The sequence below is a fragment of the Pseudomonas sp. 2822-17 genome (assembly GCF_002742485.1).
Classification (GTDB): domain Bacteria; phylum Pseudomonadota; class Gammaproteobacteria; order Pseudomonadales; family Pseudomonadaceae; genus Aquipseudomonas; species Aquipseudomonas cyclaminis.
The window spans coordinates 133,565-159,125 of sequence record NZ_LJRZ01000441.1 but is presented as its reverse complement, the minus strand read 5'-3'; the positions used below and the strand labels follow the sequence as shown (position 1 = coordinate 159,125).

Below are 25,561 nucleotides of genomic sequence, written 5' to 3'. Positions count from 1 at the left end.
CGCCAACCCCTAACCCGACAAAAACACTGGGACTTTGTACCTCCGTAATAATTTGGCGTAAACTCCGGGCAAGCCTGTGAGGAGTTTCCATGACTGCCATAACCATTACCGACGCCGCCCACGATTACCTGGCTGACCTGCTGTCCAAGCAGAACACCCCAGGTATCGGCATCCGCGTCTTTATCACCCAGCCCGGCACCCAGTACGCCGAGACCTGCATTGCCTACTGCAAGCCTGGTGAAGAGAAACCTGAAGACACCGCCCTGGGGCTCAAAAGCTTCACCGCGTACATCGACCACTTCAGCGAAGCTTTCCTGGACGATGCCGTAGTCGACTATGCCACCGACCGTATGGGCGGCCAGTTGACCATCAAGGCGCCCAACGCCAAGGTGCCGAGCGTCAACGCCGACAGCCCGGTCAACGAGCGCATCAACTACTACCTGCAAACCGAGATCAACCCAGGGCTCGCCAGCCACGGCGGTCAGGTCAGCCTGATCGACGTCGTTGATGACGGTATCGCGGTGCTCAAGTTCGGCGGCGGTTGCCAAGGCTGCGGCCAGGCGGACGTGACCCTGCGTGAAGGCATCGAGCGTACCCTGCTGGAGCGCGTCCCGGAGCTCAAGGGCGTACGTGACGTGACTGACCACACGCAGAAAGAAAACGCCTACTACTGACTAAGGCGTTCACTGCGAACAAAAAAACGGCGCCCCGTGAGCGCCGTTTTTTTTGCTTAAAATTCATTGCTTTACGCAATATATCTAACAAACAAGATCAACTGTGGGAGGGGGCTTGCCCCCGATAGCGTCATATCAGCCGCCACCTAAGCAACTGGTACGCCGCCATTTGTGAGGTAAAAACTCATGGCCGATAAAGGTGCGCATGCCCCGCCCGATACAGCGACGATTCACTGAAACTGTCACTCGCCAACACCCGTCCCACCACAATCAGCGCCGTACGCCGAAAACCCTTGGCCTCGACCTTTCCGGCAATGTCACTGAGCGTGCCCACCACCCAGTCCTGATCCGGCCACGTGGCCCGGTGCACCACCGCAATCGGGCAATCAGCGCCATAGTGCGGCAGCAGTTCGGCGACGATTTTCTCCAGATGGTTGACCCCCAGATGAATCGCCATGGTTGTCCCATGCCGCGCCAGACTGTCGAAGTCCTCGCCAGCCGGCATGCTGGTTTTATCGGCATAGCGGGTCAGGATCACGCTTTGGGCGATGTCCGGCAGGGTCAGTTCGGTCTCCAGCAGCGCGGCGCAGGCCGCTACGGCGGTGACGCCAGGGATGATCTGGAATGGGATGCCCAGTTCACGCAAATGACGGATTTGCTCGCCGATTGCGCCGTAGAGGCTCGGATCACCGGAGTGCACGCGCGCGACGTCCTGGCCTTTGCCGTGGGCAGTCTTGATCAGGTCGATGATCTGCTCCAGGTGCAGTTCGGCGCTATTCACCACCTGTTCTGCCTGATGCCCCTCCAGGACCGCAGCGGGCACCAGCGAACCGGCGTAAATGATCACCGGGCAACTACGGATCAGCCGCTGGCCTTTGACGGTGATCAATTCCGGGTCGCCGGGGCCTGCGCCGATGAAGTAGACGGTCATTGGGGAGTTCCTGTCAAAAACGGGCGAGCATGAAGATTGCTCATGATCGGGGAGGGCGATTATCGGGGTTTAACCGGCGCAGGCCAACGCAAAGGTGGCTTGGGCGGTTTTTTTGCGGGTGATGAGCAAGCGGGCAGGCGCGCCGCAGAGCTGTTCCGCAAGGGCCAGGGCGGCGCTTTCGGCGATGCCGTAACAGCCCGTATGGGCGAACGCGACGGCGGACTTGTGGCTGAGTCGATCTGCATAAGCGGCCAGTTGCTCGGCGCTGAAGCATTGCAAAGGCAGATTCAACTGCCGCGCCAGCGCCAGCAAGCCTGGCTCGTCCTGTTTGCGGTCGATGCTGGCCAGTGCGGTGATGCTGTGGCGATCAATCCCGCCCTCGGCGAGGGCGGTATCCAACAGCGCCAGCAGGGCGTGAGCCGCACAACCGCGCTGGCAACCCAGGCCGACCACGTAGGTCATGCCGAGTATTGATCGTCGCGGTTGCGGCGAAACAGCCACGCGCTGATCAGGCCCAGGGCCAGCCAGAACGCCACGTTGGTCAGTTGCGAGGCGATTTTGAACTGCGCTTCCAGGGCTTGCGGCGCGAGCATCGCATGCACTTCCGGTTGCGGCGCGCCGATCACGTGCGGTACCGCAAGGATGGCAGCGCCGAGCACTTTGAGCAGCCAGTTGCGGCCGAACACGATGAGCGCAATCCCGGCAGCGGTGGAGGCCGCAGTGCCGATCCACCACGTCTGGCGCAGCGCCAGATCAGCGGCTGCCGTGCCCGGCAACTCGGGCGGCAGGCCCATCGTCGGCGCCAGCACAAAGGTCGCGTAACCGGCCAAACCCCACAGCAGGCCTTGTGCCGTGCGGGTGGGCGCACGCAAGGTATAGAGGCCGGCCAGCATCAGCGCGAAACCGACCGCTACCACCAGGTTGCCACCCGTAGTGGACAGCACGCGCTGCCAGCCGTTTTCCGGCTCCCAGGCTTCGGCATCGTGGGTGTGGGCAGCAGCGCCGGCGGCGTGTTGATGCACCACTTCGGTGGCCGCAGGGGCTTTTTCAAAGGTTTCCGCCTGCAATATCAGCGGGGCGACCCAAAAGCTTTGCAGCAGGGTCAGCAGCAGGGCGGCCAGCAAGCCGGTGAACCCTGCGGTTTGCGCAATACGCTTGATCATGTCGGCAGTTCTCAGTGGCACGGGAACGCGGCGCTGTGGCGAGTATCGTGGGCAGCGTTGTGCACCGCCTCGATATGCGAGAAACCGGCGAAATACACCAGGCACGCGCCGAGGATCGACGCACCGATGGCGGCGGTCAGGCGTTGGCTCAGGGTAGAAGTGCTGCTGGAGGAGTGCGAAGTGCTGCTGATGATCGACATGGCGCGTCCCTTTCAGGTGTCTGGGTGAAACGAGCGCATGAAAACCCCGCGAGCCAGGCACGCAGGGTTCCGAACAGCGCCCGCCCACCGCGGGTTTGTTATCTGATTTGTCGGGCCGGTCTCCGGGCTTGCGAGGGACACTGGGTCTATAAAGCATCGCCTTCCCATGCCGTACTGGCACAGTGGATCTGACGCTTCACTCGCTTACCGTTGCGGGGGCAGCACCGGACTGGTCATGGCGTGCATGATTTACCGGTTTCCCGTTTCACCCCGTGAGGGGCACCCGAAACAAGATGTGTAGGAGAGCATGGGCGGGGGACGGTAGTCAAATGCAGCAAGCCCCTGTAGCCTTGCACCTTCGAGGTTCTTCGGCCCAGGCCGAAGCTAAGAAGGGAACGCGGTTCAAGCCGCGGCTGCCCCCGCAACTGTGAAGGGTTCATCCGACTGCCACGCCACTGCCATCAACGGCGGGAAGGCGCAGTCGGCGCCGGTCTCGCGACCCGCAAGCCCCAAGCCAGGAGACCTGCCTCGCAACCGATTTTCCAATTCAACCGGGCGGGGTGATCCGGTGACGAAATCCGCTTCTGCGCCATGCCGCAGGGCCTATCGTCCCGTATGCCCGCCCCCAAGGGCATCCGATGAAAACACTGGCCAAACTTCCCGTCACCATCGTTACCGGCTTCCTCGGCTCGGGCAAAACCACCTTGCTGCGCCATATGCTCGACAACGCCCAGGGCCGTCGCATCGCCGTGATCGTCAATGAGTTCGGCGAGCTGGGCATTGATGGTGAAATCCTCAAGCAGTGCTCCATTGGTTGCACCGAAGAAGAAGCCAACGGCCGTGTCTACGAACTGGCCAACGGCTGCCTGTGCTGCACCGTGCAGGAAGAATTCTTCCCGGTGATGCGCGAATTGGTCGCCCGTCGCGGCGACCTTGACCATATCCTTATCGAAACCTCGGGCCTGGCCCTGCCAAAACCACTGGTACAAGCCTTCCAGTGGCCGGAAATCCGCAGCGCCTGCACGGTTGACGCGGTGATTACCGTGGTCGACAGCCCGGCCGTGGCCGCTGGCACCTTCGCTGCGTTCCCCGATCAAGTGGACGCCCAGCGCAAGCTCGACCCGAACCTGGACCACGAGTCGCCGCTGCACGAGCTGTTCGCCGACCAACTGGCCAGCGCCGACCTGGTGATCCTCAACAAGTCCGATCTGATCAGCCCGCAAGACCTGGCCCGTGTGCGCCTGGAAGTCGCCGAAGAGCTGCCGCCAGCCGTGAAGATCATCGAAGCCAGCAGCGGTCGCGTACCCCTGGACGTGCTGATTGGCCTGGGTGCTGGGTCCGAAGAGCACATCGACGGTCGTCACAGCCATCACGATCACCACCACGAAGGTGAAGACGACCACGATCACGATGCGTTCGACTCCATCTCCATCGACCTGCCTCAAGCCGACGAAGCGCTGCTGCTCGACGCCTTGAGCCAGCTGGTGGTGCAGCACGGCATCCTGCGCGTCAAAGGCTTCGCCGCGATCCCGAACAAACCGATGCGCCTGCTGATCCAGGGCGTGGGCACCCGTTTCGACAAACACTTCGACCGCGCCTGGACGGCCGATGAAGCCCGCATCACGCGCCTGGTGCTGATCGGCCAGGACCTCGACGCGGCCGGCCTCGAAGCGCAATTGCGCGCCGCGCTCAGCGTTTAACCCATGCACCTGCTCAGGACTCAGCCCGGTGGTTTCGTCGCGGACGACAATATTGCCGACCTTGGCCAAACGCCCGCCGAGCTGGTGATCCTGTGCAGCGGTGATTCCAGCCTGGCATTGTTGGCCGAAGCGGCCCAGCAGTTACCTGACGACTACCCCAGCCTGCGCCTGGCCAACCCTATGCAGGTGCAGAACCATGCCTCGGTCGACCTGTATGTCGATGAGGTGCTGCGCCACGCCAAGGTCATCCTGATTTCCCTGCACGGGGGCATCGGTTATTGGCGCTACGGCATCGAACGCTTGGTGGAGTTGGCCGAGCGCGGCGTGCAGCTGATCCTGGTGCCGGGAGATGATCGCCCGGATCCGGAGCTCAGCGGCCTCAGTACCGTCGGCGTCGAGGTTCGGGATCGCCTGTGGCAGTTTCTGCGTCAGGGCGGGCTGGGCAATGCGCTGGATTTCTATCGCTGCCTGGCCAGTGGCTATCTGGACCGCGATTACCCGTGGGCCGAACCGCAAACCCTGGCGCGCACGGCGATCTATCACCCCCATAAAGCCAATGCCCGGCTCGACGACTGGCAGGCGGATTGGCACGCCGAGCAACCTGTCGCGGCCGTGCTGTTCTACCGCTCGCACTTGCAGGCGGCCAATACCGGTTTTATCGACGTGTTCTGCCAGCGCTTGCAGGCGGCGGGCCTCAATCCGTTGCCGATGGCGGTGGCCAGCCTGAAAGAGCCCGGCTGCCTCGCGGCGGTCGAGGACTGGTTGGATGAAGCGCAGGCCTCGGTGATTCTGAATACTACCGGTTTTGCCCAATCCAGCCCCGAAGCCCCGCATTTGCGCCCGTTTCGCCGCAATATCCCGGTGATCCAGGCGATTTGCGCCCAGGACAACCAGCCCGGCTGGGAGGCCAGCGAACAAGGCCTTGGCCCGCGTGATCTGGCGATGCACATTGCCTTGCCGGAGCTGGACGGCCGCATTATCAGCCGGCCGATCAGCTTCAAGGACCTGGCCTGGCGCAGCGAACGCAGCCAGTCGGATGTGGTGTGCTACCGCGCAGCACCCGAGCGCATGGATTTTGTCGCTGAGTTGGCGCGGCGCTGGGTCGAACTGGCGCGAGTGCCGAATGGGGATAAACGCATCGCGCTGATCCTGGCCAACTACCCGACCCGCGACGGCCGTATCGGCAATGGCGTCGGGCTGGATACCCCTGCGGCGGCGCTGAATATCCTGCTTGCGTTGCAGGCTGAAGGTTACCCGGTGCCGACGGCCCTGCCGGAAAGCGGCACCGCCTTGATCCACGAGTTGCTGGGCGGCGTCACTAACGACCTGGACAGCCTCGACCTGCGCCCGTGCCATCAAAGCCTCGGCCTGGATGACTACGAGGCGATGTTCAAGCGCCTGCCTGCTGCCAATCAACAGGCCGTGCTGGAGCGCTGGGGCACGCCCCACAACGATCCGATGTTCCGTGACGGTCGTCTGATGGTCGCCGGTCTACGCCTAGGCCTGACGTTCGTCGGTATCCAGCCGGCACGGGGTTACCAGGTGGACGCGAGTGCGGTGTACCACGACCCGGACCTGGTGCCGCCCCACGGCTACCTGGCGTTCTATTTCTGGTTGCGCCACACCTATGGCGCCCATGGCGTGATCCATGTGGGCAAGCACGGCAACCTGGAATGGCTGCCGGGCAAGGGCGTGGGCCTGTCGGAAAATTGCTGGCCTGATGCGTTGCTGGGGCCGCTGCCGAATATCTACCCGTTTATCGTCAACGACCCCGGTGAAGGCGCACAAGCCAAGCGCCGTACCCAGGCGGTGATCATCGATCACCTGATGCCGCCGCTGACCCGCGCCGAAACCTACGGCCCGCTACGTAACCTGGAGTTGTTGGCGGACGAATATTACGAAGCCCAACTGCTCGATCCACGCCGCGCCCGCGAGCTGCAAAAAGACATTCTCAAGCTGGTGCGTGAAGCCTGCATCGACCAGGAACTTGAACTGGATGGCGACGCCGATGCGGCGGTCTGGTTGCCACGCCTGGACACCTACCTGTGTGACTTGAAGGAATCGCAGATTCGCGACGGCCTGCATATCTTCGGCGAGTCGCCCCAAGGCCGCTTGCGCATCGACACCTTGCTGGCGTTGCTACGCATCCCCCGTGGTGATGGCCGTGGCCCGCAATCGAGCCTGTTGCGCGTGCTGGCCAAGGCGTTTGAGCTGGGTTTCGACCCACTGGACTGTGCCCTGGCCGAACCGTGGACTGGACGCCGCCCGGCGGTGTTGCAGAGCATCGACGCGCAGCTATGGCGCACCGCCGGTGACACCCGCGAGCGCCTGGAACTCTACGCGGCGCGACTGATCGATCAGGCGCTGGAAGGCCCGCTTGAGCAGTTGGAAGAACCCGGTTGGGAACACGTGAAAGCGGTTATCGAAAGCCTGCGTATTGTCGTAGCGCCACGCCTGGATGCCTGCGGTCCGGCGGAAATGCGCGGTTTGCTGGATGCCCTCAGCGGCCGCTTCGTACCGGCGGGGCCGAGTGGCGCGCCGAGTCGGGGTCGCCTGGATGTACTGCCCACCGGGCGCAACTTCTTCACCGTCGATGTGCGCAACCTGCCCACCACCACGGCGTGGCGCATCGGCTTCCAGTCGGCCAGCCTGATACTGGAGCGGCATTTGCAGGACCACGGCGATCATTTGCGCCAGTTGGGCCTCTCGGTATGGGGCACCGCCACCATGCGCACCGGCGGTGATGATATCGCCCAGGCCATGGCGCTGATGGGCGTGCGCCCAGTGTGGGCCACGGGCAGCCAGCGGGTGGACGACTTCGAGATCCTGCCGGTCAGCCTCTTGGACCGCCCGCGTGTGGATGTAACACTGCGGGTGTCCGGGTTCTTCCGCGATGCGTTTGCCAACCTGATCCGCCTGTTCGATGCGGCGGTTCAAGCGGTCGCGGCCCTCGACGAGCCCGACGACATGAACCCGCTGGCGGCCAAGGTGCGCAGTGAGCGCGCCGCGTTGCTGGCGTCTGGCCTGGACGCAGAAACCGCCGCCAGGCAAGCCGGCTGGCGGATCTTCGGCGCCAAGCCCGGTGCCTACGGCGCGGGCGTGCAGGGCGCGATTGATGGTCGCCTGTGGCAAAGCCGCGAGGACCTTGCCGAGGTTTACCTCAACTGGGGCGGCTACGCCTATGGCGGCGCCGACGAAGGCACCGCTGCCCGCGAGCAGTTTGCCCAGCGCCTGAGCCAGGTGCAGGCCGTGCTGCAAAACCAGGATAACCGTGAGCACGACCTGCTCGACTCCAACGATTACTACCAATTCCAGGGCGGCATGCTCGCCGCCGTGGAAACCCTGAGCGGCGACAAGGCTGCCAGCTATCACGGCGATCACAGCCAACCGGACTTGCCGAAGATCCGCACCTTGAAAGAGGAGCTGAACCGAGTGATCCGTTCTCGCGCCGCCAACCCCAAGTGGATCGACGGCGTGAAGCGTCACGGCTATAAAGGTGCGTTTGAAATGGCCGCGACGGTGGACAATCTGTTCGCTTTCGACGCCACCACGTCGCTGATCGACGACCATCAATACGCCTTGCTCGCCGACGCCTACCTGCTCGACCCCGACACTCGAGACTTTGTGCAGCAGCACAACCCCGCAGCGCTGCGCGACATGACCGAGCGCATGCTGGAGGCCCAGCAGCGTGGCCTGTGGCAAGAACCGGGGGCGTACCGCGAGGCGTTGGAAAACCTGTTGCTGGATATAGAAGAAGACAGCTGATGACTGATACCCCCCATTTCCCGCTGTCCGCCGTGGTCGGCGCCGACGCCTTGAAACTGGCGCTGTGCCTGACTGCCATCGACCCGAAGATCGGTGGCGTGCTGATCGAAGGCCCGCGTGGCATGGCCAAGTCCACTTTGGCCCGTGGCCTGGCGGACCTGCTCGCCAGCGGCCAGTTTGTCACGTTGCCGCTGGGTGCGACCGAGGAGCGCCTGGTCGGCACCCTGGACCTGGACGCTGCGCTGGGCGAGGGCCGTGCGCAGTTTTCCGCCGGCGTATTGGCCAAGGCCGACGGCGGCGTGCTGTATGTCGATGAAGTCAACTTGCTGGCCGACCACTTGGTCGACCTGCTGTTGGACGTGGCCGCCAGCGGCACCAACTTGATCGAGCGTGACGGCATCTCCCATCGGCATTCGGCGCGCTTTGTGCTGATCGGCACGATGAACCCGGAGGAGGGTGAGTTGCGTCCGCAGTTGCTCGACCGTTTCGGTTTTAACGTGGCCTTGAGCGGGCAGACATTGCCGGCCGAACGTGGCCAGATCATCCGCCGTCGCCTGGATTTCGACAGTGACCCTGTTGCGTTCTGCGCCCAGTGGGCCGAACCCCAGGCGGCCTTGCGCGAGCGCTGCACCCAGGCGCGGGCGCGGCTCGACAGCATTGCGCTGGATGATCGGGCCCTGGCGCAGATCACCGAGCGTTGTTTTGCCGCTGGCGTGGATGGCTTGCGCGCCGACCTGGTCTGGCTGCGCGGTGCCCGGGCGCATGCGGCGTGGCGCGGTGCCCAGGCGATTGCCGAAGAAGATATCGACGCGGTGGCCGAGTTTGCCTTGCGTCATCGGCGCCAGGCACAGTCTCCGCCGGCCAGTCCGCCGCCTGAAGACCAGTCGCCCAGCTCCAGCGAGACCTCCGCCGGCCAAGGCCAGTGGGGCGATATGCCCGCGCCGCCGCTGTCCACCGGTGCACGTCGCGAAGTGCCCACCTGGCCAAAAAAGCCTTAGGCATTCGTCCCCGACCTGACGCGGGGGCGGATGCCCGGCCCAAGGCGGGGCGACTGGACAGGGGCAGGCAAGGCAAGGCACGCAGCGCGCAACACGGCGCGATCAACTGGCCGGGCACCTTGCTCGGTGGTCGGCCGCAATCCCGTGAGGATCTGCTGTTTCACCTGCGCAGCCGTTCGGCCCAGGAGCTGTGGCTGGTGATTGTCGATGCATCGGCCTCCACTCGGCGCCACCACGCGTTGAGCGATGCCAAGGGCTTGCTGGCCCAGCTGTTTGATGACGCGTACCGGCAACGGGCACGCATGGCCTTGCTGACCGCCAGCGGACAGTCGCCCAAATGGCAGGTGCAGGGCTTGAAGGCGGCGAAGAGTATGGCGGGTTGGCTGGAGCGACTTGGCGCGGGTGGCGGTACGCCGTTGCTGGCGGCACTGACCGAGGCCGGGCACTGGTTGCAGGCGCGGCGCAGGCGTTATCCGGCTGAACAGCAGAAACTGCTGGTGATTACCGATGGCCGGCTCAAGGACATCGCCGGGCTACCTTTGTTGGAATGTTCAGGGTTGCTGGTGGATATCGAACGTGGGCCGATCCGATTGGGTAGGGCTCAGGCGCTGGCGGCTGGGTTGCAGTTGGATTATCGGCATATCGATAGGGTGTAGTGCCGGTGGCGCCGCCATCGGGGGCAAGCCACCTCCCACAGGTTGAAATGCATTTCAAAGGTGGGAGGGGGCTTGCCCCCGATGAGGCCATCACCTACACCTCAGATCTATCCGCCAGCCCCCGGCACATTCGGCCAAAGATCCGCCACCAGGAACAACCGCTCCGCTTCCTCCCAGTCCTCACCGTTCTGCACCATCCGCACCAACAACTGCGCCGGCGCCATTGGATCAAGTGCGGTCAGCCAATGCTGCATCCGCTCCTCGCTCCACACGTCATCCGCCAGGTAGTGCGCCGGCGCCAGCCAGGCATGCCGGGGCAGGGGTTGCCAGCGCCCGGGTGCGCTGGCGCTGGCAAACGCCTGCCAATCCCGTTGATGCAACCAGCGTCCACGCAAATGCTGCGCGTGGGCGCCGTCCGGTGGTTCGGCCAGGCCGGGCCAGGGATAGAGCAAATACCCGCCGAGCCACAAATGCGCGTCGAACTTCTGGATATCCAGCGCCGCCAAGACTTCGCGGCTTTCCGGCCGCGCCGAAATCGGCAACTGATGCTGGGCCAGATGTGCCAACTTGCGGTCCAGCCGGTCATGGCAACCCGGCCCCAGCCACTGCGCCGTGTCCTGGCCATTTCCGTTCTGCGGCCCCAGATACAGCTTGATCGCCAGTTCCAGGTGGTGCACGCCATCACGATCGCGCAGCAGCATGTCCAGCTCACCCAAGGTATGCCCCGCGCGGCGGATCGGCAGGTTGGCGGCCAGCAGTTCCACGCCCGGCGCGTGCTGCACGGCAAATTGCCACAGTCGCTCGTAGTACAGGCCCAGGCGGCGAGTGCGGGCCAGGCTCAGCCAATGCTGCAAAGCCCGGCTGTCCTGATCCAGTTGCCGCAGCCAATGTTCCAGGCGGTCGGGCGCCTGCACCCAGTCGCTGCCGGCCAACGGATGGCGCTGCGGCCAGGGCGTCTGCGCGAGCATCGGCGGGGCGAGCACCACCCACGCCAGGTCGCGCACCTCAGGGTGACGCAATTGGCGGGGCAGGGTATGCAGGTCGGGGAATACAGTCATGGTCCGAGCATAGCCTTTTAAGCCAGGGGTGGGCGTGTGAGAACCATTGTCATCAAGGCGTAGCGGTGACAAAGGATTTTGTCTGTGGCGGCCTTTCGCCCATAATCGTTTCTTTTTTGCCACACCCCACATCCCGCAGGAGCCCCATGGAGCACTTTCGCAATATCGGCATTATCGGTCGCCTGGGCAGTACCCAGGTGTTGGACACCGTCCGCCGGCTGAAAAAATTCCTGCTGGGTCGCCACCTGCACGTGATCCTCGAAGACACCATCGCCGAGATCCTCCCCGGCCACGGCTTGCAGACCTCGTCGCGCAAAATGCTCGGCGAAGTGTGTGACATGGTCATCGTGGTCGGCGGCGACGGCAGCCTGCTCGGCGCCGCCCGTGCACTGGCGCGGCATAACGTGCCGGTGCTGGGGATCAACCGGGGCAGTCTGGGGTTTCTCACCGATATCCGCCCGGATGAGCTGGAAGTCGAAGTGGCCAAGGTGCTCGACGGCCATTACCTGGTGGAAAACCGCTTCCTGCTGCAAGCCGAAGTGCGTCGCCACGGCGAAGCCATCGGCCAGGGGGATGCCCTCAACGATGTGGTGCTGCACCCCGGCAAGTCCACGCGGATGATCGAGTTCGAGCTGTACATCGACGGCCAGTTCGTGTGCAGCCAGAAGGCCGACGGCCTGATCGTCGCCACGCCCACCGGTTCCACGGCCTACGCGCTGTCGGCCGGCGGACCGATCATGCATCCCAAGCTGGATGCCATTGTGATCGTGCCGATGTATCCCCATATGTTGTCGAGCCGGCCGATTGTGGTCGATGGCAACAGTGAGCTGAAAATCGTGGTGTCCAAAGACATGCAAATCTACCCGCAGGTGTCCTGTGACGGGCAGAACCACTTCACCTGCGCCCCCGGTGACACCATCACCGTGAGCAAAAAGGCGCAGAAGCTGCGGTTGATTCACCCGCTGGACCACAACTATTACGAAGTGTGCCGCACCAAGCTGGGCTGGGGCAGCCGCTTGGGGGGTGGAGGCGACTGATGCTCGATCCCGCGCGTAGCTACGACCTGATTGGTGACGTGCACGGTTGCGCCCATACCCTTGAGCACTTGCTCGACCAGATGGGTTACCACAAGCAGGGCGGCACCTGGCGTCATCCGTCGCGCATGGCGGTGTTCCTCGGCGATATCATCGACCGTGGCCCCCGCATCCGCGAGGCGCTGCATATCGTCCACGACATGGCCGAGGCCGGCCAGGCGCTGTGCATCATGGGCAACCACGAGTTCAACGCCCTGGGCTGGACCACACCGGCGCCCCCGGGCAGTGGCAAGCAGTTCGTGCGTGAGCACAACCCACGGCATGCGCGGTTGATCCACGAGACCCTGACCCAGTTCGAACACCACCCGGCCGATTGGCACGACTTCCTCGGCTGGTTCTACGACATGCCGCTGTTCGTCGACGCTGGGCGTTTCCGCGTGGTGCATGCGTGCTGGGACGACGGCTTTATCGCGCCGCTGCGTGCGACCTTTCCGGACGGCTGCATCGACCAGCATTTCCTGCAGGCCGCCGCCGTGCCCGGCAGTTTTGCCTGCAACGCCTTCGACCGCCTGCTGCGCGGCACCGACATGCGCCTGCCCGATGGCCTGACGCTGACCGGTGGCGACGGCCTGACGCGCTCGTTCTTCCGCACCAAGTTCTGGGAAGACGACCCGAAGACCTACGGCGACATCGTGTTCCAGCCCGACGCACTGCCCGAGCCGGTGGCGCGCACGCCGCTGTCCTCCACCGAAAAAAATTCACTGCTGCGTTATGGCGTCGACGAACCGTTGCTGTTCGTCGGCCACTACTGGCGCAGCGGCAAACCAGCGCCGATCCGCGACAACCTTGCCTGCCTGGACTACAGCGCGGTGCTGTACGGCAAGCTGGTGGCGTATCGCCTGGACCAGGAAACCCGCCTCGACCCGCGCAAGTTCGTGTGGGTCGATGTCGAGCGGCCGCAGGTGCTGACATGAGCCCTTGCGCGACGCACATGCACTTTTGAGGAACCTCCATGGATGATTCGACGTTCGACCAACTGGAGGCCGCGCTGTCCGCTGCCCCCGGTAACGTCGCGCTGCTGACCCTGCTGCTCGGCGCCAGCCTTGAGCGTGGCGAGCACGAGCGCGGGCTCAAGCTGTTGCCTGCTGATCTGGAACACTTGCAAGACGCCTCTGCCTTGAAACTGGCGGCGGCCCAGTTGTTGCTGGCTGACGGCCAGGCGCAAAGAGCGCTGCCCCTGATTGAAGGTGACGATCCCGCAGCGCGTCTGCTCAAGGCGCGCGTGCTGGCGGCTTTGGAGCGCCTCAAGGAAGCCCAGGTGGAATACCGCGCAGCGGTGGACGCCAACCCGGCCCTGGAAGACATGGCGCTGTGGCGCCGCTTGAATGTGTCGGTGGTGGATTTTCCGGGGGCCGAAGGCCGCCCGCGCTTGCGGGTGATCTCCAATGACGACACCGACCAGAGCGAAGTGGTGCGCCTGCTGGTGCCGGAAAACGAAACCCTGACCTTCGACGACATTGGCGGCCTGGATGAGCTGAAAAAGACCATCCACAAGAAGATCATCCTGCCGTACCAGAAGCCGGGATTGTTCCAGCGCTTTCGCAAGAAAGTTGGCGGCGGCGTGCTGCTGTACGGCCCGCCGGGTTGCGGCAAGACCATGCTGGCCCGCGCCACGGCCGGGGAGTGCAAGGCGACGTTTTTCAACGTGGCGATTTCCGACGTGCTGGACATGTACATCGGCGAGTCCGAGCGCAAGTTGCATGCGCTGTTCGAACAAGCGCGGGCCCAGGCGCCGGCGGTGATGTTTTTCGACGAAGTGGAAGCTCTGGGCGGTAAACGCTCCAACACCCGCGAGTCCACGTCGTCCAAGCTGGTCAGTCAGTTCCTCTCCGAGATGGACGGCTTTACCAACGACAACCACGGCGTGCTGATCCTGGCCGCGACCAACGTACCGTGGTCGGTGGATTCGGCGTTCCGTCGCCCCGGTCGTTTTGACCGCGTGCTGTTTGTGCCGCCACCGGATCGCCCCGCGCGGGAAAGCATGCTCAAGTCGATGATGAAAGGCCGACCGATGGCCGACGATATCGACTTCGCCTTTCTCGCCAAGAATACCTCGGGCTTCTCCGGCGCCGACCTCAGTGAACTGGTGGAAACCGCCGCCGATGAGGCGATTGAAGCGTCCATCGAGAGTGGCGCAGAGCAGTCCATCTGCGACCGGCATTTCAAGGCAGCCTTGAAAGACGTGCGCGCCACCACCCTGGAATGGCTGACCACCGCGCGCAACTACGCGCGCTACGCCAACGAAGGCAACCAGTACGACGAAGTGCTGGCGTTCCTCGACAAACACGGGAAGGGCCGCTGATGGCGCAGTACGGTGGTTATCGCATCGAAGATGAACCGCGTCCGGGGGCCTTGGCCAAGTTTGCGGTTTCGCCCTTCTGGCCGCTGCTGGGCCTGATGCTGGGCGGCGCCTGGCTGGGCTTGCCGTGGTTCGTGTTCAACTCGATTGCGGTCGGCAGCCCGACGCGGGGGCGCGAGTGGATACTTGCCGGCGTGGCGCTGGTGGGCAGTATCGTGATCGGTTTTGCATTGCTGCAACTGGTGGGTGCCGGTTATATCCAGACCCCGGCCGAGATTCAGTACGCCTTGCTGGTGCTGGTGGTGTGGAAACTCACCATTGGCTACCTGCTGTACATGCAGCAAAACGCGACCATCGAGATTTACCAGTATTACGGCGGCGAGTTGAACCGCTTTGGTCTGCCCTTGGCGTTGATTGGTGGCTTCGTGCTTAAAGGCATGGTCGTCAAATGGCTGCCGTACACCCTGTGGTATCTGGTGGTGAGCTGATGAATACCGACTATCTGCTGCAACTGGCTTACCAACGCCTGCAAGCCGACCACAACGACGGCGCCATTGATGCCCTGCGCCAATTGCTCGCCAGCGATCCGCATTCGGCCGAGGCCCATGCCTTGCTGGCGATCTGCTTGATGAACATGCGCCGGGTGCATGCCGCCAAGCGCGAAGTGCAGTTGGCGCTGGTTTGCGACGCGCAATTGCCGTTGGCCCACTATGCCGCCGCCCAAGTGGCGATTGCCCAGCGCAAATTCAAGCTGGCCCAGGAGCATGTGAACCAGCTGTTGGACATGGAGCCGCTCAACCCGGTCAACTCCCGCTGCCTGGCCGACCTGTATCAACTCACCGGCCGCCTGGCGCAGAGCCGCGAGCCGTTGGAAAAGGCCCTGGAACTCGGCCCGGACGATCCGGCGAACCTGGTGGCCATGGCGCAGTTCCATCGCGCAAGTGCCCATTGGGACCAGGCCTACCAGTTTGCCCGCCAGGCGTTGCAGGCCGATCCATCGAACGCCGCCGCCGTGGTGGTGCTCGGCCACCTGTTGCTGCGTGAAGGCGACCTCAACGGCGCCCGCGAGCATGCGATCTGGGCCCTGCAGGAAAACCCCAGCAACGTCTCCGCGCTGCATTTGCTCACGGCCGTCAAGGCGCGCAGCAATGTGTTTCTCGGCACGTGGTGGCGCTTCAACAGCTGGATGAACGAGCGCAGCGCCACCGGCGCCATTGTTCTGCTGCTGCTGATGTTTGTGGTCTACCGTGTAGTGGTCATTACCCTCACGGCCCAGGGCTATCCGCAGGCGGCCGAGATGATCAATTGGCTGTGGCTGGCCTTTGCCGCGTATACCTTTGCCGCGCCGCAGATTTTCCGGCGCTTGCTCGACAAGGAGCTTGTCCAGGTCAAGCTCTCCAAGGATTTTTGACGGGCCAGGCCCCGTCGCCCATGCACTCGCTGAACCAGCGACCGTTACCAGAGGTTGTCTACATGTCGTCTTTTGTTGAAATGATCGAAAACATCACCCCGGACATCTACGAGAGCCTCAAGCTCGCCGTAGAAATCGGCAAGTGGTCCGATGGCCGCAAGCTCACCGCCGAGCAGCGCGAGCTGTCCCTGCAAGCGATGATCGCCTGGGAGCTCCAGAACCTGCCGGAAGAACAGCGCACGGGCTACATGGGCCCGCAGGAATGTGCGTCCAAATCCGAGCCGGTGGCGAACATTCTGTTCAAGTCGGATGCGATCCATTGATTGAAATTGGTCGCGGTGCAGTCAGCAAAATGTCGGCGCAACTCGGTGAGCCGACCGTTCAATATGCGTTTCGCCTGGGCGACACCGAGGTGCCGGTCAATCCATTGATCGGTACTCACATTCGCCTGGAGTACCTCGGCGCCATCCACTGCAGCCATTGCGGCCGCAAGACCAAGACCAGCTTCAGCCAGGGGTATTGCTACCCGTGCATGACCAAGCTGGCCCAGTGTGATCTGTGCATCATGAGCCCCGAGCGTTGCCATTACGACGCCGGCACCTGCCGTGATCCAGGCTGGGGCGAGCAGTTTTGCATGACTGATCATGTGGTCTACCTGGCCAACTCGTCGGGCATCAAGGTCGGTATCACCCGCGCTACCCAACTGCCTACGCGCTGGCTGGACCAGGGTGCGAGCCAGGCGTTGCCGATCATGCGTGTGGCCACGCGCCAGCAGTCCGGCTTCGTCGAGGACGTGCTGCGCAGCCAGGTGGCCGACAAGACCAACTGGCGTGCGTTGCTCAAGGGTGACGCGGCGAAAGTGGACCTCAAGCACGTGCGCGATGAGCTGTTCGCCTCCTGCGCCGAAGGCCTGGAAAACTTGCAGGAACGCTTTGGCCTGCAAGCCATCCAACCAGTGACCGACATCGAGCCGATTGAGATTCGCTACCCGGTGGAGCAGTATCCGGCCAAGATCGTCAGCTTCAACCTGGACAAGAACCCGATTGCCGAAGGCACGCTGCTGGGGATCAAGGGCCAATACCTGATCTTCGACACCGGCGTTATCAATATTCGCAAGTACACGGCCTATCAGCTCGCCGTGCATCAGTAGAAGGATGCCACCCATGCGCACCGAACAACCGAAGATGATTTACCTGAAGGACTATCAGGCGCCGGACTACCTGATCGACGAGACGCACCTGACCTTCGAGTTGTTCGAGGACCACAGCCTGGTCCACGCGCAACTGGTGATGCGCCGTAACCCCGAGCGTGGCGCTGGCTTGCCGCCGTTGGTACTCGATGGCCAACAGTTGGAGCTGTTGAGCGTTAACCTGGCCGACCAGGAGTTGACTGGCGCTGACTACCAGTTGACTGACAGCCACCTGACCGTGCACCCCAAGAGCGACACGTTCACCCTCGACACCACGGTCAAGATCCACCCGGAAACCAACACCGCCCTGGAAGGCCTGTACAAATCCAGCGGCATGTTCTGCACCCAGTGCGAGGCCGAAGGTTTCCGCAAGATCACCTATTACCTCGACCGCCCGGACGTGATGAGCACGTTCACCACCACGGTGATCGCCGAGCAGCACAGCTACCCGGTGCTGCTGTCCAACGGCAACCCGATTGCCAGCGGCCCCGGTGAAGACGGCCGCCACTGGGCGACCTGGGAAGACCCGTTCAAGAAGCCGGCCTATCTGTTTGCCCTGGTGGCCGGGGAATTGTGGTGCGTCGAAGACAGCTTCACCACCATGACCCAGCGCGAAGTGGCGCTGCGCATCTATGTCGAGCCAGAAAACATCGACAAGTGCCAGCACGCCATGACCAGCCTGAAAAAATCCATGCGCTGGGACGAAGAAACCTACGGTCGCGAGTACGACCTCGATATCTTCATGATCGTCGCGGTGAACGACTTCAACATGGGCGCCATGGAGAACAAGGGCCTTAATATCTTCAACTCCAGCGCCGTGCTGGCGCGTGCCGAAACCGCCACCGACGCCGCGCACCAGCGTGTCGAGGCCATCGTCGCCCACGAATACTTCCACAACTGGTCGGGCAACCGCGTGACCTGCCGCGACTGGTTCCAGCTGTCGCTCAAGGAAGGCTTTACCGTGTTCCGCGATTCGGGCTTCTCGGCCGACATGAACTCGGCCACGGTCAAGCGCATCCAGGACGTGGCGTACCTGCGGACCCACCAGTTCGCCGAAGACGCCGGCCCGATGGCCCACGCGGTGCGCCCGGACAGCTTTATCGAGATCTCCAACTTCTACACCCTGACCGTGTACGAAAAGGGCTCGGAAGTGGTCGGCATGATCCACACCTTGCTCGGTGCCGAAGGCTTCCGTAAAGGCAGCGATCTGTATTTTCAGCGCCACGACGGCCAGGCCGTGACCTGCGACGATTTCATCAAGGCCATGGAAGACGCCAACGGCGCTGACCTGAGCCAGTTCAAACGCTGGTACAGCCAGGCCGGTACGCCACGTCTGGCGGTAAGCGAGTCCTACGACGCGGCGGCCAAGACCTACAGCCTGACCTTCCGCCAGAGCTGCCCGGCCACCCCGGACAAGGTCGAGAAACTGCCGTTCGTGATTCCGGTCGAGCTGGGCTTGCTGGACGGGCAGGGCGCCGGCATCGCCTTGCGCCTCGCCGGTGAGGCGGCGGCGGGTGCCACGTCCCGCGTGATTTCGGTAACAGAAGCCGAGCAGACCTTCACCTTTGTCGACATCGCAGAACAGCCGCTGCCATCGCTGCTGCGCGGTTTCTCGGCGCCGGTGAAACTGAGCTTCCCCTACAACCGCGATCAGCTGATGTTCCTGATGCAGCACGACAGCGATGGCTTCAATCGCTGGGATGCCGGCCAGCAACTGTCGGTGCAGGTGTTGCAGGAACTGATTGGCCAGCATCAGGCGGGCCAGGCGCTGAAGATGGATCAGCGCCTGATCGACGCGCTGCGCACGGTACTGAGCGACGAAAGCCTGGACCAGGCCATGGTCGCGGAGATGCTCTCGTTGCCGGGCGAAGCCTACCTGACGGAAATCAGCGAAGTGGCCGATGTGGATGCAATCCACGCCGCCCGCGAATTTGCGCGCAAGCAACTGGCCGACCACCTGTTCGAAGGGCTGTGGTTGCGTTATCAGGCCAATCGCGAGCTGTCCAAGCAAACCCCTTATGTGGCCGCGGCCGAGCACTTTGCCCGGCGCGCCTTGCAGAACATCGCGTTGTCGTACCTGATGCTCAGCGGCAAGCCTGAGGTATTGGCGGCGACCCTGGAGCAGTTCGACAGCAGCGACAACATGACCGAGCGCCTGACCGCGCTGGCAGTGCTGGTGAACTCGCCGTTCGAGAGGGAAAAAGCCCAGGCGTTGGCGGTGTTTGCCGAGAACTTCAAGGACAACCCGTTGGTCATGGATCAATGGTTCAGCGTGCAGGCCGGCAGCACCCTGCCGGGCGGGCTGGCGCGGGTGCAGGCGTTGATGGAGCACCCCGCATTCACGCTCAAGAACCCCAACAAGGTGCGTGCCCTGATCGGCGCCTTCGCTGGGCAGAACCTGATCAACTTCCATGCGGCGGATGGCTCCGGCTACCGCTTCCTGGCGGACCTGGTGATCCAGCTGAATGGCTTCAACCCGCAGATCGCGTCGCGCCAATTGGCGCCGTTGACCCGCTGGCGTAAATACGACAGCGCGCGGCAGGCGCTGATGAAGGCGGAGCTGGAGCGCATTCGTGGCTCGGGCGAGCTGTCGAGCGATGTGTTTGAGGTGGTCAGCAAGAGCCTGGCATAACAGGCAATGAACAACCTGTGGCGAGGGGGGCAAGCTTCCTCGCCACACGTGTCCTTCCCTCAACTGATTGGTACTCATCTGATCAGTCCTTTTCCTGCTGACATTTACTGACAGTAGGCTCTGCTAAGCTGCGGCACTTTTCCTTTTTCGGCGGGATCAATGTGTCGCGTACCACTCGTCTACTGACCTTGTTGCAGGCCCTGCGGGGCAAGAAACGTCCGGTGACCGCTGCTGTGCTGGCGGCGCAGTTGGAGGTGTCCGAACGCACGTTGTACCGTGATATCGCCGAGTTGACCGCCCTTGGCGCCCCCATTTTCGGTGAGGCGGGTGTCGGGTATGTGCTGCGCAGCGGGCTGTTTCTACCGCCCTTGATGCTCAACGCCGAGGAGACCGAGGCGGTGGTGCTGGGCTTGCGTTATGTGGATCAGCGTGGGGATGAGGTGTTGAGTCGGGCGGCAGCCAATGCGCTGGCCAAGATTGCCGATGTGCTCGATCCCGCCGCCCAGGAAGCCTTGCGCAACCCGACGCTGCTGCCTGGACCGCCAGGCTTCGGCTACCCGGAGAACCGCGTGCCCCTGAACGTGTTTCGTGAGGCTATCCGCAACCAGGCCAAGCTGCATATCGACTACGCCGATGCCAGCCAGACCCAGAGCCAGCGGCTGGTCTGGCCGCTGGCCCTGGGTTTTCTCAATGAAGCACGCGTGATTGTGGCCTGGTGTGAATTGCGCGGCGCTTACCGCACCTTTCGTACCGACCGTGTGGCGAGCGCTCAAGCCCAAGGTGAAAGGTATCCGGGGCGGCGCAGTGATTGGCTGAGGGCCTGGCGCACGCTGATGGAGCAGAATGAGTCTGCACCGTTCACTCCTGACAAAAGCTGACACAGCCCTGGCTTAGCATGGCGCCATAAATCACCAAAAAAGGAGCTGTGTCATGCCCCAGTCTCAGTTGGCCCCGGCCATCCAGGCCTATATTGCGGCGACCAATACCCGCGACACCTCAGCGGTTGCCCAGTGGTTCGCCGACGATGCGAATGTGTTCGATGAGGGCGAGCACCAGGTCGGCCCCGCCGCGATTGCGCGCTGGATGGAGGACACTGCACGGCGTTACCAGCCGCGGGTGGAGGTGCTGAATGTGCAACACCGCACCGGTAAAGTGCTGGTGAGCAACGTGGTCTCCGGCAATTTCCCCGGCAGCCCGCTGGAGTTGCGCTACACCTTCCGCCTTAACGAGCAGGGCAAGATTTCACGGCTGGATATCTCGCTGTAGGTCATAATCGCGGGCATGACTTTCGACTCGCCCCTCGCTGCCTATCAACACGCCATCGCCCAACAAGGCTTCGTCGCCGACGACGCCCAGCGCCGGGCGGTGGATGCCCTGCAAGCCTGTCATGACGCCTTGCACCAAGGCCGCTCGCCGATCAACGGCGTGTACCTGTGGGGGCCCGTCGGGCGCGGCAAGACCTGGCTGATGGACCAGTTCTACCAGAGCCTGCGGGTGCCGGCGCGGCGGCAGCACTTTCATCACTTCATGGGTTGGGTGCATCAGCGCTCATTCCAGCTGACGGGCACCGCCGATCCTTTGCAGGCCCTGGCGCGGGAACTGAGCCAGGCAGTGCGTGTGCTGTGCTTTGACGAGTTGTTCGTCAATGACATTGGCGACGCGATCATCCTGGGTCGGTTGTTCCAGGTGATGTTCGAGGAGGGTGTGGTGATGGTCTGCACCTCCAACCAGCCGCCCGACCTCCTGTATGCCGAGGGTTTCAACCGCGACCGGTTTTTACCGGGTATCGCAGCCATCAAGCAACATATGCGGGTCGTAGCGGTCGACGGGGTCGATGACCACCGCCTGCATCCGGGTGTCGGCCTGCAGCGCTATTGGGTCAATCAACCCGAGGCGCTGGCGAATGTGTTCGGGCAATTGGCGCAGGGGCAGAGGGTGAGCCACGAGCCGGTCGTGGTCGGCCACCGCAGCATCGTGACGGTGCGCTCCAGTGACAGCGTGCTGTGGTGTCGTTATGCCGACCTGTGCGAGCAACCCTTGGCCGCGATGGACTTCATGCTGCTGTGTGATCGCTTCAAGGCAATCTTGCTCGGCGACGTGCCTGACCTGAGTGCGCAGCAGCGCCCTGGCCGGATCGCCCGAGGCACCGAAGACGGCGCCGAGCGGGTAGTGGCGGGTGATCGCGAATTGCCGCAGTTGTCCGTGCATGATGACAGCGTACGTCGGTTTATCGCCCTGGTGGACGAGTGCTACGACCGCAAGGTGCCCCTGTTCATTGAGGCACGCGTGCCGCTGGAGCGCCTCTATACCGAGGGCTACCTGGCGTTTCCCTTCCGCCGTACCCTCAGTCGCCTGCAGGAAATGCAGATGGAACGTTTCGGCGCGGCGTTGTAAGACCCGGCAAGGCTTGCCTGGCGCTGTTTCCCGCGCATACCGTGCGCACTTCAGGCAGATATTTGTAGTTAATCTCCTTCATCTACCGCCGACTCCGCGCTTACAATCGTGCCCCTCAAAGGGAGCCGGTTCCCTTGTTGTCGTGAATCGAGGAAGGCAATGGAAACCCCAGATATCCTGGTGCTGCAAGCCAGCTACACCAACCCCGTGCACGCTGAAGCCATAGGCCACGTGCTGAACCACTACGCCGAAGACCCGATGGGCGGTGGCCATGGCCTGCCCGCTGACCTGTTGAAGCAACTGCCGGCAGAACTGGCAAAACGCCCGCACGCCTTCAGTGTTCTCGCGTTTGTCGGCGGTGTGCCGGCAGGGCTGGTGAATTGTTTTGAGGGGTTCTCCACCTTTGCCTGCCGGCCACTGGTCAATATTCATGACGTGGCGGTGATGAATGAGTTTCGCGGCCTGGGCCTGAGTCAGAAAATGCTGCAGAAGGTCGAGGAAATTGCCCGCCAGCGTGGCTGCTGCAAAATCACGCTTGAGGTGCTTGAGGGTAATGCTGTCGCCCAGTCGGCGTATCGAAAGTTCGGTTTTGATGATTCGAAGTTTGATGCAGCCCATGGCCGCATGTTGTTCTGGAACAAACCGCTTCAATAAATAACAGGCAAAAAAAGGGCGCCATTAAATGGCGCCCAATAAACCATTGGCCAATGGAGCGGAATGGCCATGGGTGTTGCGGATTAACTAAACATTAATTAACTCTTCGGTTGTTCCTGATCGGTGGTGCTGGTCTTTGACGTCTTGCCGTCGGCGGAAGCGGTTTGTTCATTTGTGCCGTGAACGCTCTGCTGGGTGAAGGTGAAGTTGTTGTAGTACTCCTTCATCCGCTCGGAGCCATCCTCTGCAAACGCGGCGGCGGAGGCCAGGGTCATCAGGCTGGCAAGCATCAAGGTCGAGAGTTTCATCGGGGTATTCTCATTAAGTGTGATCGTTTTATCCGTTCTGTCCTTGAGCAGATTCATGGGGCGATTGTGGAGTGATCTTATTAAGTGGGAATTAACCCGAGCAATATCCGAAGTTAACGATTTGGTTAACTTCGGATGGGGGGCTTTAAAGTTTCCAGTCCAGCGCAAGGGTAATGGAGCGTGGATCACCCCAGTACACGCCGTTATAGAAGCCGACACGCTCGTAATATTTTTTATCAAACAAATTGTTGACGTTAAGCGACGCTGAAACGTGGTCGTCGAACTGATAGCGGGACATCAGGTTGACCACGGTGTAGGCCTGCTGCGTGATTTTTGCTCGGGTGGTGATCATGTCGCCGTCGCTGTCGCGCTCACCGGTCGGTCGATTGCTGAAGTCGTAGATATCGCTCTGCCAGTTCACTGCGCCGCCCACGGTCAGGTTGCGCCATGCGCCCGGCATCCGGTAAGCGCTGGACACCTTCAGCAGGTTCAGCGGTTGCCCGGTGTTGTTGCGTTTGCCAGAGCCATTCACTGAATGGGTGTAGGTGTAGCCGGCCGTGAGGTTCCAGTCGGGCATTACTTCCCCGGACGCTTCCAGTTCGAAGCCGTTCACCTTGTTGCCTTTGCCGCCTGACTTGTAGTACTCCTCGCCGGTCGCTGGGTTGCGTGGGACGGTGTAGTCGCGCTCGGCAACGTTGTCCTGGGTGCTCCAGAAATACGCTGCCGCCAGGTTCAGGCGCTCTTGCAGCACGCTGCCCTTGATGCCGACCTCGTAGTTGCTGCCCACCACCGGCTCAAGGTACTTCTTGTTGGCGTCCTTGAGGCTTTGGGGTTTGAAAATATCGGTATAGCTGGCGTAGACGGTGTACTCCGGCGAGATGTCGTACAGCAGCCCGGCGTAGGGAGTCCACATGTCATTGTGGGTCTGACTGGTTTTGCCGGCGGCGGTCAGTTGGTCGTTGTCATCGTATTCAGGAGCGGCGCTTTTCAGCTCCCAACTGCCATAGCGGCTGCCCAGCACCGCATGCAGGCGGTCGGCGAGGCTCAGTCGCGTGGCCAGGTAGCCGGCCTTCTGTTGCTTGCTGCTGTGTTCGCCTTTGAGGTCGGTGACGGTGTCGCCGAACTTGGCGATCGCGCCCATGTATTTCCAGTCTTCAATGCTGTAGTAGCCAGCGGGAATGTTGTCGCGCATAAACGGCGAACTATCGCGTTGCGCGGCCTCGCCATAGCCCATCATCAGCGCGTGTTCGCGGCCCAGTAATTGATAGCTGCCGGCCAGGTTGAGGTCGATGGCCTCCATGCGCGAAGTGCCGCGCATGTGGCTCGCCCAGGCGGCCATGCCGCTGCGGTCGTCGTTGGGGAAGCCTGAGCCGCCGTAGTAGACCTTGCCATCTGTGTCGCTCTGACGATGGGTGTAGGCGGCCTTGATATGCCAATCGCCGCCCAGGCGATGGTCAAGGGTGGCGAAGGTAGTCTTGTCCGTCAGCGGCCAGGAACTCCAGTGCGCCGCCATATTGGTGGAGCGCGACAGCCCGGCCTTGCCGCCCTGGCTGTTCCAGTAGGGCACGGTGCCCCAGGAAGTGCCCTGGACTTGTTTGTTCTGGTAATCGAAACCTACAGCCAGCACGGTGTCGTCTGACAGATCGCCTTCGAGAATGCCGTAGCCGACCGCCCGCTGCAGACCATAGTTGTCACGGAAGGATTGGCTGTCGCGGTAAGCCAGCACCGTGCGCCCGCGCAACTTGCCGTCGAACGCCAGCGGGCCGCCCACGTCCACGTAGCTGTAGTAGTTGTCATGGCTGCCTGCGCTGATGCCGGTTTTCGCCCGCCATTGGGCGGTGGGGCGTTTGCGCACCATATTGATGGTGGCCGAAGGGTCGCCGGCACCTGTGGTCAACCCAGTAGCGCCGCGTACGACCTCGATATGGTCGTAGATGATGGTGTCGGCGTCAGACTTCATGTAACCGAAGGTGTTGAGCATCCCGTCAACCTGATAATTGGTGATGCCATAACCCCGGGCCGAATAGGACACACGGTCGGAGTCATTGTGCTGCACGTTGATACCGGTGGTCTGGCGCAGCACGTCGGTCAAGGTATTGAGATTGAAATCATCCATCTGCTGGCGCGTGATCACCGAGATCGATTGCGGGGTTTCCTTGACGGACAGGTTGAGGCGGGTGGCGGTGCTCATCGAACCGGTGGTGTAGGCCCCGGTGTGTTCGGTGGTGGCGCCGAGGCCATCGGCAGTGACCCGGGTGGCGCCGAGTTCGAGCGGGGTCTGTTCGGGGGCGGTTTCAGCCAGCAGCTCCGGACTCAATGCGGCGCTGCACAGGCCAAGCGTGAAGGTCAGGGAACGGGTAAAGGGCGCGAACATCGCGGAAGACTCCTTGTCGTCTTTGCGGCCACCCGGAAAGGGAAGGCCTTGGCTCAAAGAC

The 25,561-nt window shown here is 62.6% G+C and carries 24 protein-coding genes and 2 riboswitches; of the genes, 17 read left to right on the top strand and 7 right to left on the bottom strand.

All coding sequences use genetic code 11. The features are described 5' to 3' along the window. Window positions 1-89: 89 nt before the first annotated feature. Window positions 90-674, top strand: a complete 585-nt coding sequence (nfuA, locus tag AOA60_RS15990) for a Fe-S biogenesis protein NfuA (RefSeq protein WP_032887092.1) — start codon at window positions 90-92, stop codon at window positions 672-674. Between the two features lie 184 nt (window positions 675-858). Here nfuA and cobM read toward each other — a convergent pair whose 3' ends face one another. From cobM to AOA60_RS15970, 4 genes are all read right to left on the bottom strand, one after another. Beyond that, complete coding sequence (gene cobM, locus AOA60_RS15985) at window positions 859-1,605, bottom strand: precorrin-4 C(11)-methyltransferase (RefSeq protein ID WP_099585260.1); 747 nt, start codon at window positions 1,603-1,605, stop codon at window positions 859-861. A 69-nt stretch (window positions 1,606-1,674) separates the two neighbouring features. Beyond that, on the bottom strand, window positions 1,675-2,067 hold the full coding sequence (locus tag AOA60_RS15980) for a cobalamin biosynthesis protein (protein WP_099585259.1): 393 nt from the start codon (window positions 2,065-2,067) through the stop codon (window positions 1,675-1,677). After that, window positions 2,064-2,768 (bottom strand): CbtA family protein, encoded by a 705-nt coding sequence (locus AOA60_RS15975; RefSeq protein WP_099585258.1) that lies wholly within the window; start codon window positions 2,766-2,768, stop codon window positions 2,064-2,066. Before AOA60_RS15975 ends, AOA60_RS15980 begins: the two co-directional genes overlap by 4 nt. Window positions 2,769-2,779: 11 nt before the next feature. Further along, entirely contained in the window at window positions 2,780-2,968 is a 189-nt protein-coding gene (locus tag AOA60_RS15970; RefSeq protein ID WP_099585257.1) for a CbtB-domain containing protein, read from the bottom strand. 95 nt (window positions 2,969-3,063) lie between these two features. Next, window positions 3,064-3,270, bottom strand: a riboswitch (cobalamin riboswitch). A 42-nt stretch (window positions 3,271-3,312) separates the two neighbouring features. Next, window positions 3,313-3,514, top strand: a riboswitch (cobalamin riboswitch). Window positions 3,515-3,606: 92 nt separating this feature from the next. On the opposite strand from AOA60_RS15970, the gene cobW reads away from it, so the two are divergent. The 4 genes from cobW to AOA60_RS15950 are packed head-to-tail and all read left to right on the top strand — an operon-like array spanning window position 3,607 to window position 10,087. Next, window positions 3,607-4,668 carry a cobalamin biosynthesis protein CobW gene (cobW, locus tag AOA60_RS15965; protein WP_099585256.1) on the top strand — a complete coding sequence of 354 codons (1,062 nt, stop codon included), beginning with the start codon at window positions 3,607-3,609 and terminating at the stop codon, window positions 4,666-4,668. 3 nt (window positions 4,669-4,671) lie between these two features. Continuing rightward, window positions 4,672-8,433: a cobaltochelatase subunit CobN gene (cobN, locus tag AOA60_RS15960; RefSeq protein ID WP_099585255.1), complete on the top strand. Its 3,762-nt coding sequence runs from the start codon at window positions 4,672-4,674 to the stop codon at window positions 8,431-8,433. Continuing rightward, the gene (locus AOA60_RS15955) at window positions 8,433-9,431 is read left to right on the top strand and encodes an ATP-binding protein (RefSeq protein WP_099585254.1); all 999 of its coding nucleotides are present in this window, start codon (window positions 8,433-8,435) and stop codon (window positions 9,429-9,431) included. The genes cobN and AOA60_RS15955 overlap by 1 nt, the downstream gene beginning before the upstream one ends. A 53-nt stretch (window positions 9,432-9,484) precedes the next feature. Then, window positions 9,485-10,087, top strand: a complete 603-nt coding sequence (locus tag AOA60_RS15950) for a VWA domain-containing protein (protein WP_099585266.1) — start codon at window positions 9,485-9,487, stop codon at window positions 10,085-10,087. 107 nt (window positions 10,088-10,194) lie between these two features. Here AOA60_RS15950 and AOA60_RS15945 read toward each other — a convergent pair whose 3' ends face one another. Beyond that, on the bottom strand, window positions 10,195-11,145 hold the full coding sequence (locus AOA60_RS15945; protein WP_099585253.1) for a DUF1853 family protein: 951 nt from the start codon (window positions 11,143-11,145) through the stop codon (window positions 10,195-10,197). Window positions 11,146-11,291: 146 nt separating this feature from the next. Here AOA60_RS15945 and AOA60_RS15940 point away from each other — a divergent pair, with 146 nt between their 5' ends. The 12 genes from AOA60_RS15940 (at window position 11,292) to AOA60_RS15885 (ending at window position 22,818) form a co-directional block, all read left to right on the top strand. Beyond that, the gene (locus AOA60_RS15940) at window positions 11,292-12,182 is read left to right on the top strand and encodes an NAD(+) kinase (RefSeq protein ID WP_099585252.1); all 891 of its coding nucleotides are present in this window, start codon (window positions 11,292-11,294) and stop codon (window positions 12,180-12,182) included. Next, complete coding sequence (locus tag AOA60_RS15935) at window positions 12,182-13,153, top strand: metallophosphoesterase (RefSeq protein ID WP_099585251.1); 972 nt, start codon at window positions 12,182-12,184, stop codon at window positions 13,151-13,153. Before AOA60_RS15940 ends, AOA60_RS15935 begins: the two co-directional genes overlap by 1 nt. A gap of 38 nt (window positions 13,154-13,191) precedes the next feature. Then, entirely contained in the window at window positions 13,192-14,541 is a 1,350-nt protein-coding gene (locus AOA60_RS15930; protein ID WP_099585250.1) for a 26S protease regulatory subunit, read from the top strand. After that, entirely contained in the window at window positions 14,541-15,026 is a 486-nt protein-coding gene (locus AOA60_RS15925) for a hypothetical protein (RefSeq protein ID WP_099585249.1), read from the top strand. The genes AOA60_RS15930 and AOA60_RS15925 overlap by 1 nt, the downstream gene beginning before the upstream one ends. Further along, on the top strand, window positions 15,026-15,949 hold the full coding sequence (locus AOA60_RS15920) for a lipopolysaccharide assembly protein LapB (protein WP_099585248.1): 924 nt from the start codon (window positions 15,026-15,028) through the stop codon (window positions 15,947-15,949). The genes AOA60_RS15925 and AOA60_RS15920 overlap by 1 nt, the downstream gene beginning before the upstream one ends. Window positions 15,950-16,011: 62 nt before the next feature. Beyond that, the gene (locus AOA60_RS15915) at window positions 16,012-16,272 is read left to right on the top strand and encodes a YeaC family protein (RefSeq protein WP_099585265.1); all 261 of its coding nucleotides are present in this window, start codon (window positions 16,012-16,014) and stop codon (window positions 16,270-16,272) included. After that, the gene (locus tag AOA60_RS15910; protein WP_099585247.1) at window positions 16,269-17,099 is read left to right on the top strand and encodes a DUF2797 domain-containing protein; all 831 of its coding nucleotides are present in this window, start codon (window positions 16,269-16,271) and stop codon (window positions 17,097-17,099) included. Before AOA60_RS15915 ends, AOA60_RS15910 begins: the two co-directional genes overlap by 4 nt. 13 nt (window positions 17,100-17,112) lie before the next feature. Then, on the top strand, window positions 17,113-19,770 hold the full coding sequence (pepN, locus tag AOA60_RS15905) for an aminopeptidase N (protein WP_099585246.1): 2,658 nt from the start codon (window positions 17,113-17,115) through the stop codon (window positions 19,768-19,770). Window positions 19,771-19,931: 161 nt separating this feature from the next. Beyond that, on the top strand, window positions 19,932-20,648 hold the full coding sequence (locus tag AOA60_RS15900) for a YafY family protein (protein ID WP_099585245.1): 717 nt from the start codon (window positions 19,932-19,934) through the stop codon (window positions 20,646-20,648). 52 nt (window positions 20,649-20,700) lie between these two features. Next, window positions 20,701-21,036, top strand: a complete 336-nt coding sequence (locus tag AOA60_RS15895) for a nuclear transport factor 2 family protein (RefSeq protein ID WP_099585244.1) — start codon at window positions 20,701-20,703, stop codon at window positions 21,034-21,036. 15 nt (window positions 21,037-21,051) lie between these two features. Further along, window positions 21,052-22,164, top strand: coding sequence for a cell division protein ZapE (zapE, locus tag AOA60_RS15890; protein WP_099585243.1), 1,113 nt, complete (start codon window positions 21,052-21,054; stop codon window positions 22,162-22,164). A gap of 159 nt (window positions 22,165-22,323) precedes the next feature. Continuing rightward, complete coding sequence (locus AOA60_RS15885; RefSeq protein WP_099585242.1) at window positions 22,324-22,818, top strand: GNAT family N-acetyltransferase; 495 nt, start codon at window positions 22,324-22,326, stop codon at window positions 22,816-22,818. 98 nt (window positions 22,819-22,916) lie between these two features. On the opposite strand, the gene AOA60_RS15880 is transcribed toward AOA60_RS15885, so the two are convergent. Then, entirely contained in the window at window positions 22,917-23,126 is a 210-nt protein-coding gene (locus AOA60_RS15880; RefSeq protein WP_099585241.1) for a hypothetical protein, read from the bottom strand. Between the two features lie 145 nt (window positions 23,127-23,271). Then, the gene (locus AOA60_RS15875; protein ID WP_099585240.1) at window positions 23,272-25,500 is read right to left on the bottom strand and encodes a TonB-dependent siderophore receptor; all 2,229 of its coding nucleotides are present in this window, start codon (window positions 25,498-25,500) and stop codon (window positions 23,272-23,274) included. Window positions 25,501-25,561: the final 61 nt, after the last annotated feature.